This window comes from Leisingera sp. ANG-M6 (assembly GCF_000813905.1).
In the GTDB taxonomy this organism is placed as follows: Bacteria; Pseudomonadota; Alphaproteobacteria; order Rhodobacterales; family Rhodobacteraceae; genus Leisingera.
The window spans coordinates 103,520-117,610 of sequence record NZ_JWLG01000009.1; the positions used below are offsets into that span (position 1 = coordinate 103,520).

Consider the following 14,091-nt stretch of genomic DNA (forward strand, 5'->3'; position numbering starts at 1 on the left):
CGCGATGCCGCGCCCAACCGGCGCGGATGGGCCTTTGGCTCAGTCAAGCGCCGGGCGGGAGTGCCCGTTGCTTTAGAAACATGGTGCCGCTTGCCGCAGCTTTCCGCCGGGTCTGATACGCCATGCCTTGGCAAACCGTAGCGGCGGTGATTGAGTGGCGCCATGCAGCGCTCCAAACGTCCTCAGATCCTCACCGGCATGGCCATCGGCGCCCTTTGGGGCCTGCTGGTTGTTGGATTGCCGCGATGGCTGGGCCTGCCCTATATCCCGGCCCCCATCGCATTGCCCGGCGCCTTCCTCGCGCCGGGGCTGGTGCTGGTGCTGATCATCGGCCGCCTGGCGCAGCGGCGGTTCTTCGATGACGCCATCATCGACGGAGAGCCCTTCGCCCCCGGCTCCCCGGCCGAGATCGACCAGCGCGTGCTGACCAACAGCATCGAGCAGCTGGTGCTGGCACTGGCCATCTGGCCCTTTGCCGCTGTCACCCTGGGCGGGGCGGTGGCCATCGCCCTTGGCCTGTCCTTTGCATTGATGCGTGTGCTGTTCTGGGCGGGCTACCACCTGTCGCCGCCAATGCGGGGGCTGGGCTTTGCCGGGACGTTCTACCCGACGGTGATTGCCGGGATCTGGGCGCTGGCGGTCTGGATGTGAAGGGCGGGCCGGAACAGTCCGCAGGGCGTTAGCCGGTACCAGCCTGCCCAAGCATCGCCGCCACAATGGCCTCCGGGCAGTCTTCTTGAAGCAGGTGCCCGGCGCGAGGAACCGCCTGGCACGGCGTGCCGGCGATCAAACCGGCCAGTTCATGCCCCTTGGCAATCGGGATCCATTGATCCTCCTCCCCCCACAGCACCTTGACCGGGCAGTCCAGCAACCGGTACTGCGGCTCGATCTCGTCAGTAAACGCCTGATCCATCTGCGCAATCTGCCGGTAAAAGGCCGCCTGACCGGTCTCTCCCGTCCAGGGCGACGCATAGATGTCCAGCGCCTCTTCGCTGAGCGTCTGATGGGCCGCTGTTTGCAGATAGGCGCGCAGAAGGGCCTGATGCATATAGTCCGGCATCCCGGCAAAGGCAGCCTCGTGTTTCTTCACATGCTGCACAAGGGGAGAGCCCCAGGGCTGCAGCGCCACCGCGTCGAAAATCGTCAGCGAGGCATAGCGCAGCCCGTTCAGGAAATACCCCCGCAGCGCAGTTGCTCCGCCGAAATCATGGGCCAGCACATGCGGCCGCTCCAGCCCCCACTCCTTGAACAGCGCCGCGAGTATCCGGTTTTGCACGCCTAGCGATACATCCTGTCCCCCCCGCATTTCAGATTGCCCGTAACCGGCCATGTCAAAGAAATAGACCGTCCAGCAGTGTTTCAGATGCGGCACGATCCTGCGCCAGACCTGCGAGGAAAACGGGGTGCCATGCAGGGCAACAAGCGCCGGCCCGGTGCCTTCCTTGCCCCAGCGGATGGTGTTCCCCTCAATTTCGCTCGTTTGATTCAATTGCAGCATGGCGATTCTCACATTGTAAATTAGCTAAATGACGATATGAATGGATGCATGGACAGGTCAACACAAATCAAGGCGCTGGCAAGCAGCACCAGAATGGAGGTTCTGCGCCTGCTTGCGGAGCCGGGCAAGCACTTCGGCAGCCAATGGTCCGCTGACCCGGTGGAGTTCGGGGTTTGCATGACGCTGATTGCTGAGGCCTTGGAAGTGTCGCAGCCCACGGCAAGCCGGCATTTGGATATTCTGCGGCAGGCGGGGTTCATCACCGTTCGCAAACACCAGAAATGGTCATACTGCCAGCGGGATGAGGCTGTGATCCGCGACTATCTTCAATGGCTGGGGCAGGAACTGGCAGTGGCCGGATAGCATACCAAACCGCGGCATTCCCCCAGGTCCCGCCTTGCACCCCGCCGCAACCCGGCTAGTCTCACGCGCAAAAGGGGAGGGCAGACATGATACTCGATCACCTGGCAGTGGCCGGCGCAACGCTGGAAGAGGCCGTTGCCCATACCGAAGAGGCGCTCGGCATCGCCCTCGGCCCCGGTGGCTCTCATGCCCGCTATGGCACCCATAACCGGCTGACCGGGCTGGAGGACGGGCTCTATCTGGAGGCCATCGCCATCGACCCGGATACCCAGCCGCTGGAGCAGCCGCGCTGGTTCAACCTGGACCGCTTCGCAGGCCCCGCGCGGCTCAATAACTGGATCCTGCGCAGCGAAGACCTGGAAGCGGAGAAACCCCTGCTGCCGCCCCATGCGCAGCGGCATGTACAGATGCAGCGCGGGGACTTGCGCTGGCTGATGACGGTGCCCGCGGACGGGCTGCTGCCCTATGACAACCTGTTCCCGGCGGTCCTGCAATGGCAGGCGGAACCGCCTGCAGCAAAATTGCCGCAATCGAACTGCCGCCTGACCCGCCTGATCCTCAGCCACCCGGAGGCCTCTGATTTACAGACCGCGCTTGACCGCATCCTCAACGACCCGCGCCTGAAGGTCGAACAGGGCGCGCCGGCAATGATGGCGGAATTTGACACGCCGCATGGGCCGAGGGTGCTGCGATGATCATCCGCTCCGCAACCGCAGCTGATGCCGAAGCCGTCTGCGCCATCGCCAACTGGGTGATCCGCGACACGCTGGCGACGTTCAACTCCATTGAAAAGACCCCGGAACAGGTGCGCCAGCAGATCACGGCGAGCAACGGCGCCTATCTGGTGGCGGAACAGGACGGGGAAATCCTCGGCCACGCGCATTTCTTCCCATTCCGGCCTGGTCCAGGCTACCGCTTCACGGCTGAGCACACCATCCACCTGCTGCCCGCGGCGCAAGGCAGGGGTGCCGGTCGCCGCCTCATGCAAGCGCTGGAGAATAAGGCCAAGGAAGCGCAGATCCACGTCCTGATCGCCAGCGTCAGCAGCGCCAACCCTGCTGCCATCGCCTTTCACGCCGCATTGGGCTACGTGGAAACCGCCCGGATGCCGGAGCTTGGCTGCAAGAACAACCTCTGGCTCGACACTGTTTTCATGCAGAAAATCCTGACACCGGGTATTCCCGCCCCTGACAGTGCCGCCAATCCCGGATAGGCTCGCCCCATGTCACTCTGGACCCGCATATCCGACGCGCTGGCTGCGCTTGCCGCAGGTGAAAGCCTCACCGACGTCTTTGACAAGCTGCGCGCGCCGCCTGAACGCACGGTCGCCTTTGCCATTGCCGTCATCGCGCTTGGCGCCAAGATGGCCAAGGCCGACGGCCAAGTCACCCGCGATGAGGTCACCGCCTTCCGCGAGGTGTTCCAGATCGCACGGGATGACGAGGCCGGCGCGGCCCGTGTCTTCAACATGGCGCGCACCGATGTGGCCGGTTACCAGGAATACGCCCGCCGCATCCAGCGGATGTTCGGAAACGACCCCACCACGCTGTGTGATCTGATGGAGGGGCTGTTTCACATCGCCATGGCGGATGGTTTCTACCACCCCGGCGAAAACGAGTTCCTGGAGGAGGTGAGCCGCATCTTCGGCCAAAGCCCGCAGCAGTTCCAGGCCCTGCGCGCGCGCTTTGTGCCGGATGCCCCCAAGGACCCCTACACTGTGCTGGGCGTCTCCCCCGACATGACCCGCGAAGAGATCCGCAAGCACTGGCGCCAGCTGGTGCGCGACACCCACCCGGATGCGATGATCGCCCGCGGCGTGCCGGAGGAGGCGGTGCGGCTGGCGGAAAAGCGGATGATCGACATCAACCGCGCCTGGGATGAAATCAGCGGATGCGGCGGCAATGCGGCTGGCCACGTATAACATCGAATGGTTCGCCTATCTGTTCGATAAGGACGACAAGCTGATGCTGGACGCCAAGCCCTCTGGCGTGCATGGCGTCGACCGCTACACCCAAGGCCGCGCCATCGCCCATGTGCTGCAGCGCATCGACGCCGATGCCATCATGGTGGTCGAGGCGCCCAACACCGGCCGCAGCCAGCGCACCACCCGCGCCCTGGAAAACTTCGCCGCTGAGGCCGGTCTCCGGGCGCGCGAGGCGGTCAGCGGCTTTCCGAATGACACCCATCAGGAAATCGCGCTGCTTTATGATCCGGATGTGCTGGACGCGGTGCATGATGCGCGCTCCAGCCCCGCCGCACCGCGGTTTGACGGGGTGTTCGAGATCGACCTCGACGTGGATGAGCGGCTGGACCAGGTGGCGTTCTCCAAACCGCCGCTGGAACTGGCGGTGACTACCAAGGGCAGAACTGTCTTGCGGCTGATCGGCGCCCACCTGAAATCCAAGGCGCCGCATGGGGCCAGAACGCCGGAGGCTATCACTGCCGCCGCCATCGCCAACCGCCGCAAGCAGCTGGCGCAGGCGATCTGGCTGCACCGCCGGGTCGAGGAGCACGCCGCCGCAGGTGAGCATGTGATGGTTCTGGGAGACCTCAACGACGGCCCTGGTCTCGACCAGTACGAACAGCTGTTCGGCCAGTCCTCGGTGGAGATCGTGATGGGCGATCTGCTGCACGACCCTCACGCGCAATGCCTGCTGCAGCCGCGCCCGGACATCCCGCCCAGCACCTCGCGGTTCTACAATGCCGAGACCAAGCGCTTCACCCGGGCGCTCTTGGACTATGTGATGATCTCGCAAAGCCTGATGGGCCTGCGCCCCCAATGGCGCATCTGGCACCCGTTTGAGGACGGCGAATGCTACGGCGACGCAGAGATGCGACAGGCGCTGCTGGATGCCTCGGACCATTTCCCGGTGACGCTGGATATCGAGCTGGGGTGAGGCGGCACAGAGTATGCCCGCAGGTCATGGCCTTGACAGTTTGCAGACCGCTGCTTAAATGGCCCTTGCACGAGGGGCGTGATGCCTCTTGCAATGGAGATTTTATGAAAGAGCCCCGGGCCTAACGCCCGTTCCTGGCGAAACTCACAGGAACACCCGCAAAGATAGGCACACTCACGCGCTGACGCTGAGTGATCCTGTTTCTGTGCTTTCATAAAATCGAGACATCCCCATGAATATCTCAAAGCACGAGCAACGTGTTTTGCATGAACTCGCCCTGGGCGGCGAGATTAAATACGCACGCGGCGACAACGGCAAAGTGCACTCCGTCCAGTGTTATACACGCGACGGCTTTGTCTTCTCAGCCTGCACGATGGACGTGTTCAAGCGCCTCAAGGACAAGCGCTTCATCAAGTCGAAGAACGGCCACCCCTATCGCATCACGCATTTAGGGAACCAATCCGTGCGCGCCCAAATGAACCAGCGATAGGACAGAAGAAGATGACAGATAACACGTTCTCTATCCGCCCCTATCATGCCGATGACACGGATGCGGTGATTGCCGTCTGGCAAAGGGCCAACGCGCTCGCGCATCCGTTCCTCAGCCCGGACTTCGTGGCAGAGGTGCAGCAGGCCATGCGCAGCATCTATCTGCCAAACGCGGAAACCTGGGTGCTGGAGGAAGCAGGCACCGTCATCGGTTTCATTGCCCTCATTGGCAATGAAATCGGCGGCCTGTTTCTGGAGCCGTCCAGACACGGCCGGGGATACGGCAGGGCGCTGGTTGATCATGCGGTGGCTCTGAAAGGGCCGCTGAAGGTCGAGGTCTTTCGCGACAACACCATCGGGCGGCCGTTCTACGAACGCTACGGCTTCGAATTTGCCGGGGACGCGCTTCACGAACCCTCCGGACAGGTGAGCCGGAAGATGGCGATGCCCGGTGCCTGACCACCCTTCAACAGGCCGTCCCCCGCGCGGGGCGGCCACACCATTCATCCAAAGGAGACCAGAAATGGACAACATGGAAAAAGAAAACATCATCGACGTTCACCGCCGTGCTTTCGGCCCGGACGAAGGGCCGGAGATCGCAAAGCTTGCCGAAAGCTTCCTTGATCACCCGGACACCATCTCAATCAGTGTCAGCCGCGATGGCAGGATCGCGGGCAACGTGCTGTTCACGCCCTTCGTTTTTGAGGACCACCCGGACGCAAAATGCTGCCTGCTCGCGCCCTGCGGCGTGTTGCCGGAGTTTCAGGGCCATGGCGTCGGCAAGGAGCTGATGGAAAACAGCATCGCGCACCTAAAGTCCGCGGGCTTTGACGCAGTGTTCGTGCTGGGCGTCCCCGCATTCTATCCCCGCTACGGCTTTGTCCCGACGGACAAGCAGACACCGTACCCGGATCTGCTGACCATGCCGGAATCCTGGATGGCGCTGGAGCTGACCGCCGGAACAGTCGCAAAGCTGAGCGGCAGGACAAAAGCGATCCCTGAGTTCATGCAGCCGGCGATGTGGGACACCTCCGCGTACGGCTAAGCGCAGAAGCCCTGCATCCGAACGCTGCGGGGCCTCATCCGCCGCCAATCGGCGGAGTGCCCCAACTGCGTTCCACAGAAGGCCGGTGCCAAATGCGCGCCGGCCTTACTTCTCCAGCTTGAAGCGGCTTGGGTCGGGGTTGATCTTGTTGACCAGCTTCTTCGCCCGTTTTTCCAGATCCGCGTCCAGCTTCTTGGTTGCTTCATCGGTCTTGGCCTTAATGGCCTTCTTGTCGGGTTTCTTGTCCTTGGCTTCGGCCTTGGCGTCCTTTTCGGCCTGCTCCTTGGCCTTCTTGCGTTCTTCATCGACCTTGGCCTTGGCCGCCTTGAACTTCTTGTCGAACAGGGATTTGTAGTTCGACTCGATTTCAGAGTTCCGCTTCAGCTTCTTGCCCTTGGCCAGGCCCTCTGTCAGGGCGACGTAGTTCGCGTAATTCTCCACGCAGGCCTTGACCTCTGTATCGCTGCGCCCGGGCCGGGTTTTCTTGACGACGTCGCCCTTGCCGACGCCCCCCTTCACTGCCTTGCGGGGCAATTCCACATGCCAGGGATCATCCGGCGCCAGGTTCGGCTTGGTTCCGGCCCAGTTTGCCAGTTTGGCGCTTTTGACCGCATCGGCCCATTCCTTGGCAAAGTCCGAATAGGACATGATCCCCCAGACCTCCTTCTTCTCGTCGAGATGATCGGCGTGGGAATATTTCGCGGGGAAAAATTTGAGCAGGTTGGTCTTCTTGTGCGGGACGGTTTTCGACTTCCCGGCCCGTGTCGCAGTGACCGGAACATGGATCGCAGCGCGCCGCATATGGGCGGAGGAGCAGGTGCTGGACCAGCCCTTGATCGCGTAATAGGCCTGTTCATTGGCGGTTCTGAGCCCGCTGCTTTCGACATTGTCGCTGATCGCCGCGCTGAAGCTGGGAATGCGCTTTTCCAGCTCGGCTTTCTTCTTGGCCAGTTCCTTGGCGTCCGGCTTGCCGCCTTTGGCCTCCTTCTTGGCCTTCTTTTCCAGCTCGGCCTTGGCCTGTTTCACCGCTTCCTTCCGGGCTTTGGTGAAGGCTGCGTTCAGTTTCGGAACCAGTTTGCCGGCCCGTTCACGCACGGTTTTGGCCAGCTCATCGGTCAGCTTCTTGGTATCGTCTTTCTTGTCCGCGGCCTTGTCTTCGGTTTTTGGAGCTCCCATCGTTACTTGCCTCCTGATCTGACGATCCCCGGCAGAGGTTTGCGTCAAACAGGGTAGTTGCCACCCCGGCCGGCAGGCAACAGTTAAGTTGCCGCCAATCCTGCAGTCTTCCCCTGTTACACCCCGCATCAGGCCCCTATATTAACCCCATGAAACACCTCATCCTGCCTGCCGCCCTCCTTGCCCTGATGTCCGCGCCGCTTTCCGCCCAGGAAGCGGAAGAGGAGGGGACCGGCCCCTCGCTGATGGAGCGCGGGGCGGAGCTGTTCTGGGAAGGGCTGCGCCAGGAAATGGCGCCGGCGCTTGAGGACCTGCAGGGCATGATGGAGGAGATCGGCCCCTCGATGGGTGCCTTCCTGGCAGAGATGGGGCCTGCGCTGGCGGAGATCGCCAAGGAGGTGGAGGACTGGAGCGCCTATGAGCTGCCGGAAATCCTGCCCAACGGCGACATCATCATCCGCAAAAAGCCCAAGGACAACGCGCCCGCCAAGGAAGACAAGGGTGAAGACGAGGGCGTCACCGAAATCTGACGCCCGCGCTCATTATTCTTGCGCCTGTTCCGGCTCGGGTTCCGGTGCGGGTTTGACAAAGCGCAGGTCAATCTCCGCATCCAGCGCCTTGGCCAGCGACTTCAGCCGCGACTCCGCCACCTCGCCGTACAGCGGCCGTGCGGTGTCCGGCAGATCCACATGCAGCACCCGCTTGCGCGGCTGCCAGCGCAAAGACCCGATGTCGCCGTTGCCGGTCACCATCAGCATGGCGCCGAACCGCATCGCCTTGCCCAGCACCTCCGCCTCGTGCTGGCCCTTTTCGTCCAACAGATCATAGAGATACTCGAAAGAGCTGCCGTGCCGCTTGTTGCTGTAGCGATGCAAGAGCGCCAGGCCCAGGAACACCCGTTCGGAATGTTTGAGCCCGCCCAGGTTGGCGCGGGTGGCGTTGTCGAAACAGACCTCGGCGCGGTAGTCGGGATGCGCCCGCCAGCTGACGTCATGCAGCAGGCAGGCCGCCTTGACCAGCCGCCGCTTGCTGTGCCTCGCGCCGCTGAAGATCGGGCTTACGAAATCATAAAGCGTCTTGCCGAAGCCAGGGACGCGCGCGTCCTTCATCTCGGCAAAGCGCGACGCCTCGACCAGCGGGTCGCGGGCGCGCAGCCGCTGCGGCATCTGTTCGTACAGCAGGCCCTCGCGGATGCCATAACTGGAGACTGCAATATCCTTGGGTTTGAAGGTCTTCACGAGCCGGGTCAGCACGTCGATCGCATAGGGCACCAGCGACATCCGGCTGGAGGAAACCCCGCAGGCGCCGCGCAGCTTGTCCAGATCGCTGGTCTCGATAAAGCGGGCGGTTTCGCGCACATCCTTGGCGGACATCCGGTATTCATGCAGCACCTTCAAGGGGTAGCCGCGCCGGTGCATGTCGATGCGGGCAATCGCCCGCCAGCTGCCGCCGACCAGGAACAGACGGTCGCGCTGCGGGCCCATTTCGCCCTTCAGCCGTTCGATCACTTCCTTGATGTGTTCCTTGCGGCCCCTGCGCCCGCCCTTGACGTCGCGCAGTTTCAAGGGCCCCAGCGAGGACGTCACCCGGCGGCCGACGGAGTTCTCCTGGATCTCAGCCAGCTCCATTGACGACCCGCCGATGTCGCAGACCAGCCCATAGGCGCCGGGCCAGCCCAGAAGCACGCCCTGTGCCGACAGACGCGCCTCTTCGCGGCCGTCAATGATGTGGATTTTCAGCCCGGTCTCGCGCAGCACCTCGTCGCAGAACTCCGGCCCGTCTTCCGCTTCGCGCACCGCCGCTGTGGCAATGGCTGACAGCGGCGGCAGCCCCATGCCCTGGGCCAGATGCTGGAACCGGCGCAGCGCTGACAGGGCGCGGGCGCGGCCCTCGGGGTTCAGCCGGCCGCTTTCGGACAGGCCGGCCCCCAGCGCGCACATGATCTTCTCGTTGTAGAAATAGGCCGGGCTGCGGGCGGCGCCGTCAAACACCACCAGCCGGACCGAGTTGGAGCCGACATCGACCACTCCCACCCGGGACAGCGCCCGGGCCTTGGGGTCATCAAAGATCGGACGCCCGAAGGGGCCCCAATCAGTTGCGGCGGCGGTGGCAGCGGCGGCGGGGTCCTGGGACAGGTTCATGAGGGCTCCGTCTTGCGATCCGCGGTCAGGATGGGGCATGGGCGGGCAGCGGTCAACCGCTTGCGGATGCGTCATTTTCTGCGGCCTCTTCGCGCACTTCAGACAGCGCCCGCACCGCCAGGGGCCGGGTCAGGCTGCGTTTTTCCGCCAGCGACAGCTGGTCCAGCCGCCGCACGATCTGCGCCGCGGCGGCAAAGGAGCGGTCCATATGCGCCACCAGATAGGGAATCACATCCGGTTTCGGGGTGATCTGGCGGTCGTTGAACAGCTTGGCCAGCACCACTGCCAGCAGCTGGTCGTCGGGCGGCTGCAGTTCGGCATGGGTGGCGGCCTGCACCCGGCTTTGCAGGTCGGGCAGCGTCAGCCCCCAGAGGTTCGGCGCGCCGCGCCCGGTCAACACCAGCGAATGGCCCTGCGCCAGCACCAGATTATGCAGATGGAACAGGGCGTTCTGCTGCTCTGGATCATCCGCGATCTGCGGCACGTCCTCGACCACCACCGGGCCTTGCGCCAGCTCCGGCACCATCTGTTCGCTCAGGCCTGCGGCGGGGAGGATGCGGGCGCCGGTCTGGCTGGCCCAGACATGCGCCAGATGGGTCTTGCCCGCGCCCTTGGGGCCGGTCAGCACCAGCTTGCCGCTGGGCCAGGCGAACTGCGGGTCCAGCAGGGCGACGGCCATCGCGTTGGAAGGCGCGACAAAGAAATCCTCCCGCCCCAGCGCCGGTTTCGCCGGGAGATCAAAGCTCAGCTGCTGTGCCATCGGTTTACTCCGCGCCCGCGTCCCGCTTGACAGCAGTGGGATGGCTCTGGCCCTGATACAGGCGGCTGTCCAGGTACTGTTCGGTCAGGAAGCGGGCGATCACCCCCAGCGCCGCGGCGACAGGCACGGCAACCAGCATGCCGACAAAGCCGAACAGCGCCCCAAAGACCGACAATGCCAGCAGCAGCCACACCGGATGCAGGCCGACAGAGCCGCCCACCAGCTTGGGGGTCAGGAAGTTGCCCTCTGCCACCTGGCCGATGGCAAAGACCGCGGCAACCAGCCCGATCGACACCCAGTCGCCCCAGAACTGGAACAGCGCCAGGCCAATGGCCAGCGCGCCGCCAATGAGGGCGCCGAGATAGGGGATAAAGGTGACCAGCCCGGCGATGAAGCCGACCGCGAGGCCAAAGTTCAGCCCCACCAGCATCAGCGCCACCGCGTAATAGGTGCCAAGGATCAGGCAGACGGTGCCCATGCCGCGGATGAAGGACGCCAGCACCGCGTCGATCTCGCCGGCGATGCGGCGGATCACCGGCTGGTGGTCACGCGGCAGCAGCTCATCAATGCGGGCGACCATCCGGTCCCAGTCCAAGAGCAGATAGACCGCCACTACCGGCACGATCACCAGCAGGATCACGATGTTGAGGAAGGACGCCGCCCCGCCCAGCACCGATTGCAGCACCTCCACCGCGCGTGATTGCAGCGTCTGCGCAAAGGAGGTCACCGCTTGGTGAATGCGGCTGTTCTCCTCGAAGATCGAGGGGAAATGCTCAATCGCAAAGGTGCGTGCGTCGCGCACCAGCTGCGGCAGCACCTGGGCCAGGTCGATCATCTGCGCAATCAGCGTCGGCACCACGACCACCAGCAGCAGCAGGAAGATCAGCAGCGTGCCCACCGTGATCGTGGCGGTGGCGCCAGTGCGGCTCATGCCCCAGGCCTCCAGCCGGTCGGCAACCGGGTCAATCATATAGGCGATGGCGGCGCCGAGGATGAAGGGCATCAGCACATTGCCAAGCGCCCACATCACCACCGCAAAGACGATGGCGGCAATGCCCCAGTATTTCAGCTGCTGTTTTGCCGGTAAGGCCATGGTCCGCGTGCCGCCTCTGGTCCGTTTGCATCAGGTTCCTGGCGCCAGTCTTTCCTGATGGGGCAGGGGCTTGCAAGGGGGCAGGGCGATTCCCCTGTGGGCAAGGCGGGGATAAGGCGGAAAAGGCCGGGGGCAAGTTAAGGAAATGTTGCGCCCGGCCGCAGGCTGGGCAGCGCCCGCCCTCTCAGTGTGGGCGGGCGCTCCGCCCCCTGTGGGGCGGGGCGTTCCTTCAGCTGTGGATCGTGCCCAGCTCAGGCGTGTCTTCGCCCGCGTTCTCATCCGGCCAGTTGGTGCGCCAGATCTCCGCCGACCAATGGCCGCAATGCACCGAAGGCCGGTCGAAGCCTTCAACCGGCGGCAGCAGCGGCTGCACCACCACGTCATGGCGCGGCACCGCGAAATAGGGGAAGGAGTAGCGCTCCCGCCCGGATTTGTTCACCACCCGGTGCGGGGTGGAGACCAGCCGCCCGCCGGACCACAGCTCCAGCATGTCGCCGATGTTCACCACAAAGCCGCCGGGCGGGCAGTCGGGGGTGATCCAGCCGCCGTCCCTTGTCTGTACCTCCAGACCGCCCACCGGGTCCGGCGCAATGATGGTCAGCGCGTCGGTGTCCTTATGCGGGTGGATGCCGAACCCTTCCTCCTCCGGCGCCTGCGGCGGGTAGTGCAGCAGGGACATGTTGGTCAGCGGCGCATCAAACGGGTCCTGAAACGCCGCCGGGTCCAGCCCCAGCCCCTCTGCCAGTGCGCCCAGCAGCAGGTGAAAGACACCGTCCAGCTGGGACCAGTAGCCCAGGATCACCTCGCGCGCTTCCGGCACCTCAAGCGGCCAGCGGTTGGGGCCGTAAAGCACGCAGGCCTCACGGATGGGATCATCCGCCGCCACCTCATGGTGCAGCTTGTAGCCCTCGTATTTGTCCGCCGTCCCCGAGCCGTCATTCGGTGTGAAGAACCCCAAGGGGATGTAGCCGCGGTAATTCTCCCGCGTAATTGCCTGATCCCACTTGGATTTCTCCTCCACGGCAAAGATTGCCTGCACCGCATCGCGCACCCTCTCCACTGTCTCCTGCGCCACGCCGGTGCCGGTGATCGACAGAAAGCCGATGTCCTCAGCCGCGGCCAGAATGGCGGCAACGGTCTGCTGGTGCTGCGGATGGCCATCCACCCGCAGCGGCGTGATGTCGATGGTGGGGATGGCTTGCGTCAATGGATCCGCACCCCCTGGCGCTTCAGCTCTGCCTGCACCGCGGAGATATCCACCGCGTCAAATTCGCAGCCCGATTTGACCGACAGCGCGGCGGCAATGCCCGCGCCCTGACCGGCGACAGCGCAGCAGGCCATGTTGCGGGTGGCGGCATGGGCGATCTTGTCGCCGCCGATGGCGCGGCCGGTCACCAGAAGGCCCTGAACCCCCTTGGGCAGCATCGAGCGGTAGGGGATCTGCATGTATCGCCCGGTGGTGGGCAGGATCAGCACCCCGTAGCCGTCGATGAATTCCGGGTAGATGCCGATAGTGTCCTCAAAGCGGCCCTGGTTGCGGGTCTCATCCTCGGTGATGTTGTGAAATGCGTCGATCTTGCGGGTGTCGCGGATGCCGATGGTCATGCCGAAGTTCCGCAGACGCGCGCCCTCGCAGCCGGGCGTATAGGTGCGCAGGGCGTCGATGGCGTGCATCGCCTGCTTGCGGCCCTCGATCTCGCCCTTTGTCATGCTGTCAGGGTCGGTGCCGTCGATGCCCGCCAGATGCACCAGGTTCATATAGGTCATCTCGCCTGAGTCATGCACCGCGCCCCAGGTGCCGCCGATGGTGTTCAGATGCGCCGGGATCACTCCGTCGCGGATGGCCTGTGAAAACGGTTTGGCCAGGAAGGGGGAGAACATCTCATCCTCTTTCCCTGAGGTCTCCACTTGCCATTCGCCGGTCGACCAATTGGCATAGGTCTGCGGATCGGCCTTTACACCTTCCATGAACTTCTGTTTGTCGACGCCGGCGATGTTGAACATCACGCTGGCCGCCTGCATCTGCTCCACCGGGGTCTTGAGGGTCGGCGCGCCCATCATGTGGGCAATGTCGGCGTCGCCGGTGGCGTCGATCACCCGTTTTGCCAGCACAGCCTCGCGGCCTGCCTTGCTTTCGACGATCACGCCGGTGATCCGGCGGCCCTCGCGGATCGGGGCCACAAAGACCCGGTGCAGCATCGGGTGGATGCCGGCCTCTTCGACCAGCTTGTCCGCCACCAGCTTGAAGCCCTCGCTGTCCAGCTCATAAGACAGCGACTGGCTTTCCGGCACCGCCGCGCCCATTGCCTTGGCGCGTTCCTCGAATTCCCAGCCGATGCCGCCGGCCTCCACCGTTTCCTCGTGCCGGTACCAGGCAAAGCCCTCGACCCCCACGGTGGTGATATTGCCGCCGAAGCAGCCGAAGCGGTCCATCAGCGTGACCTCAGCGCCTGCGCGCGCTGCGGCCAGCGCTGCCGCCAGCCCGCCGGGGCCGGAGCCCACGACCAGCACCTCTGTTTCATGGATCACCGGTATCTCGCGGGCCGGTTCGGTAATTGTTTTGGCCACGTCTCTCTCCCTAAGTCGTGCCGCCGTGTTTGGCGTTTCCGCTAACACTTTCGAATCTTGA

General features: G+C 64.0%; 17 protein-coding genes. 10 read left to right on the forward strand and 7 right to left on the reverse strand.

The annotated features are described in order from the left end of the window. Window positions 1-162: 162 nt before the first annotated feature. On the forward strand, window positions 163-651 hold the full coding sequence (locus RA24_RS06760) for an MAPEG family protein (RefSeq protein WP_039190645.1): 489 nt from the start codon (window positions 163-165) through the stop codon (window positions 649-651). A gap of 28 nt (window positions 652-679) precedes the next feature. Here RA24_RS06760 and RA24_RS06765 read toward each other — a convergent pair whose 3' ends face one another. Next, a complete protein-coding gene (locus RA24_RS06765; RefSeq protein WP_039190647.1) occupies window positions 680-1,498 on the reverse strand; it encodes an alpha/beta fold hydrolase in 819 nt (272 codons plus the stop codon). Window positions 1,499-1,546: 48 nt separating this feature from the next. Here RA24_RS06765 and RA24_RS06770 point away from each other — a divergent pair, with 48 nt between their 5' ends. The 8 genes from RA24_RS06770 (at window position 1,547) to RA24_RS06805 (ending at window position 6,292) form a co-directional block, all read left to right on the forward strand. Beyond that, a complete protein-coding gene (locus tag RA24_RS06770; RefSeq protein WP_029204761.1) occupies window positions 1,547-1,861 on the forward strand; it encodes an ArsR/SmtB family transcription factor in 315 nt (104 codons plus the stop codon). A gap of 86 nt (window positions 1,862-1,947) precedes the next feature. Next, complete coding sequence (locus tag RA24_RS06775) at window positions 1,948-2,556, forward strand: VOC family protein (protein ID WP_039190649.1); 609 nt, start codon at window positions 1,948-1,950, stop codon at window positions 2,554-2,556. Next, window positions 2,553-3,074, forward strand: a complete 522-nt coding sequence (locus RA24_RS06780) for a GNAT family N-acetyltransferase (protein WP_039190651.1) — start codon at window positions 2,553-2,555, stop codon at window positions 3,072-3,074. Before RA24_RS06775 ends, RA24_RS06780 begins: the two co-directional genes overlap by 4 nt. A gap of 9 nt (window positions 3,075-3,083) precedes the next feature. After that, window positions 3,084-3,782 carry a molecular chaperone DjiA gene (locus tag RA24_RS06785; RefSeq protein WP_039190652.1) on the forward strand — a complete coding sequence of 233 codons (699 nt, stop codon included), beginning with the start codon at window positions 3,084-3,086 and terminating at the stop codon, window positions 3,780-3,782. Further along, complete coding sequence (locus RA24_RS06790) at window positions 3,763-4,758, forward strand: endonuclease/exonuclease/phosphatase family protein (RefSeq protein WP_039190836.1); 996 nt, start codon at window positions 3,763-3,765, stop codon at window positions 4,756-4,758. The genes RA24_RS06785 and RA24_RS06790 overlap by 20 nt, the downstream gene beginning before the upstream one ends. A gap of 232 nt (window positions 4,759-4,990) precedes the next feature. Then, a complete protein-coding gene (locus tag RA24_RS06795; RefSeq protein WP_019295674.1) occupies window positions 4,991-5,248 on the forward strand; it encodes a YjhX family toxin in 258 nt (85 codons plus the stop codon). Window positions 5,249-5,259: 11 nt separating this feature from the next. Beyond that, window positions 5,260-5,706: a GNAT family N-acetyltransferase gene (locus tag RA24_RS06800; protein WP_039190654.1), complete on the forward strand. Its 447-nt coding sequence runs from the start codon at window positions 5,260-5,262 to the stop codon at window positions 5,704-5,706. 64 nt (window positions 5,707-5,770) lie between these two features. Then, the gene (locus tag RA24_RS06805) at window positions 5,771-6,292 is read left to right on the forward strand and encodes a GNAT family N-acetyltransferase (RefSeq protein ID WP_052269550.1); all 522 of its coding nucleotides are present in this window, start codon (window positions 5,771-5,773) and stop codon (window positions 6,290-6,292) included. 105 nt (window positions 6,293-6,397) lie between these two features. Here the strand turns inward: RA24_RS06805 and RA24_RS06810 are convergent, their stop codons facing one another. Beyond that, on the reverse strand, window positions 6,398-7,468 hold the full coding sequence (locus tag RA24_RS06810) for a hypothetical protein (protein WP_019295671.1): 1,071 nt from the start codon (window positions 7,466-7,468) through the stop codon (window positions 6,398-6,400). Window positions 7,469-7,617: 149 nt separating this feature from the next. Between RA24_RS06810 and RA24_RS06815 the strand changes: the two genes are divergently transcribed. Further along, on the forward strand, window positions 7,618-7,998 hold the full coding sequence (locus RA24_RS06815; RefSeq protein WP_019295670.1) for a hypothetical protein: 381 nt from the start codon (window positions 7,618-7,620) through the stop codon (window positions 7,996-7,998). 12 nt (window positions 7,999-8,010) lie between these two features. On the opposite strand, the gene RA24_RS06820 is transcribed toward RA24_RS06815, so the two are convergent. The 5 genes from RA24_RS06820 to RA24_RS06840 all read right to left on the reverse strand — a co-directional run bounded on the left by RA24_RS06820 (window position 8,011) and on the right by RA24_RS06840 (window position 14,030). After that, on the reverse strand, window positions 8,011-9,609 hold the full coding sequence (locus RA24_RS06820; RefSeq protein WP_019295669.1) for a Ppx/GppA family phosphatase: 1,599 nt from the start codon (window positions 9,607-9,609) through the stop codon (window positions 8,011-8,013). Window positions 9,610-9,661: 52 nt separating this feature from the next. Then, complete coding sequence (locus RA24_RS06825; protein ID WP_039190656.1) at window positions 9,662-10,369, reverse strand: HdaA/DnaA family protein; 708 nt, start codon at window positions 10,367-10,369, stop codon at window positions 9,662-9,664. Between the two features lie 4 nt (window positions 10,370-10,373). Beyond that, complete coding sequence (locus RA24_RS06830; RefSeq protein WP_019295667.1) at window positions 10,374-11,462, reverse strand: AI-2E family transporter; 1,089 nt, start codon at window positions 11,460-11,462, stop codon at window positions 10,374-10,376. Window positions 11,463-11,691: 229 nt separating this feature from the next. Beyond that, complete coding sequence (locus RA24_RS06835) at window positions 11,692-12,669, reverse strand: isopenicillin N synthase family dioxygenase (protein ID WP_039190657.1); 978 nt, start codon at window positions 12,667-12,669, stop codon at window positions 11,692-11,694. After that, the gene (locus tag RA24_RS06840) at window positions 12,666-14,030 is read right to left on the reverse strand and encodes an FAD-dependent oxidoreductase (RefSeq protein WP_039190659.1); all 1,365 of its coding nucleotides are present in this window, start codon (window positions 14,028-14,030) and stop codon (window positions 12,666-12,668) included. Before RA24_RS06840 ends, RA24_RS06835 begins: the two co-directional genes overlap by 4 nt. Window positions 14,031-14,091 lie beyond the last annotated feature (61 nt).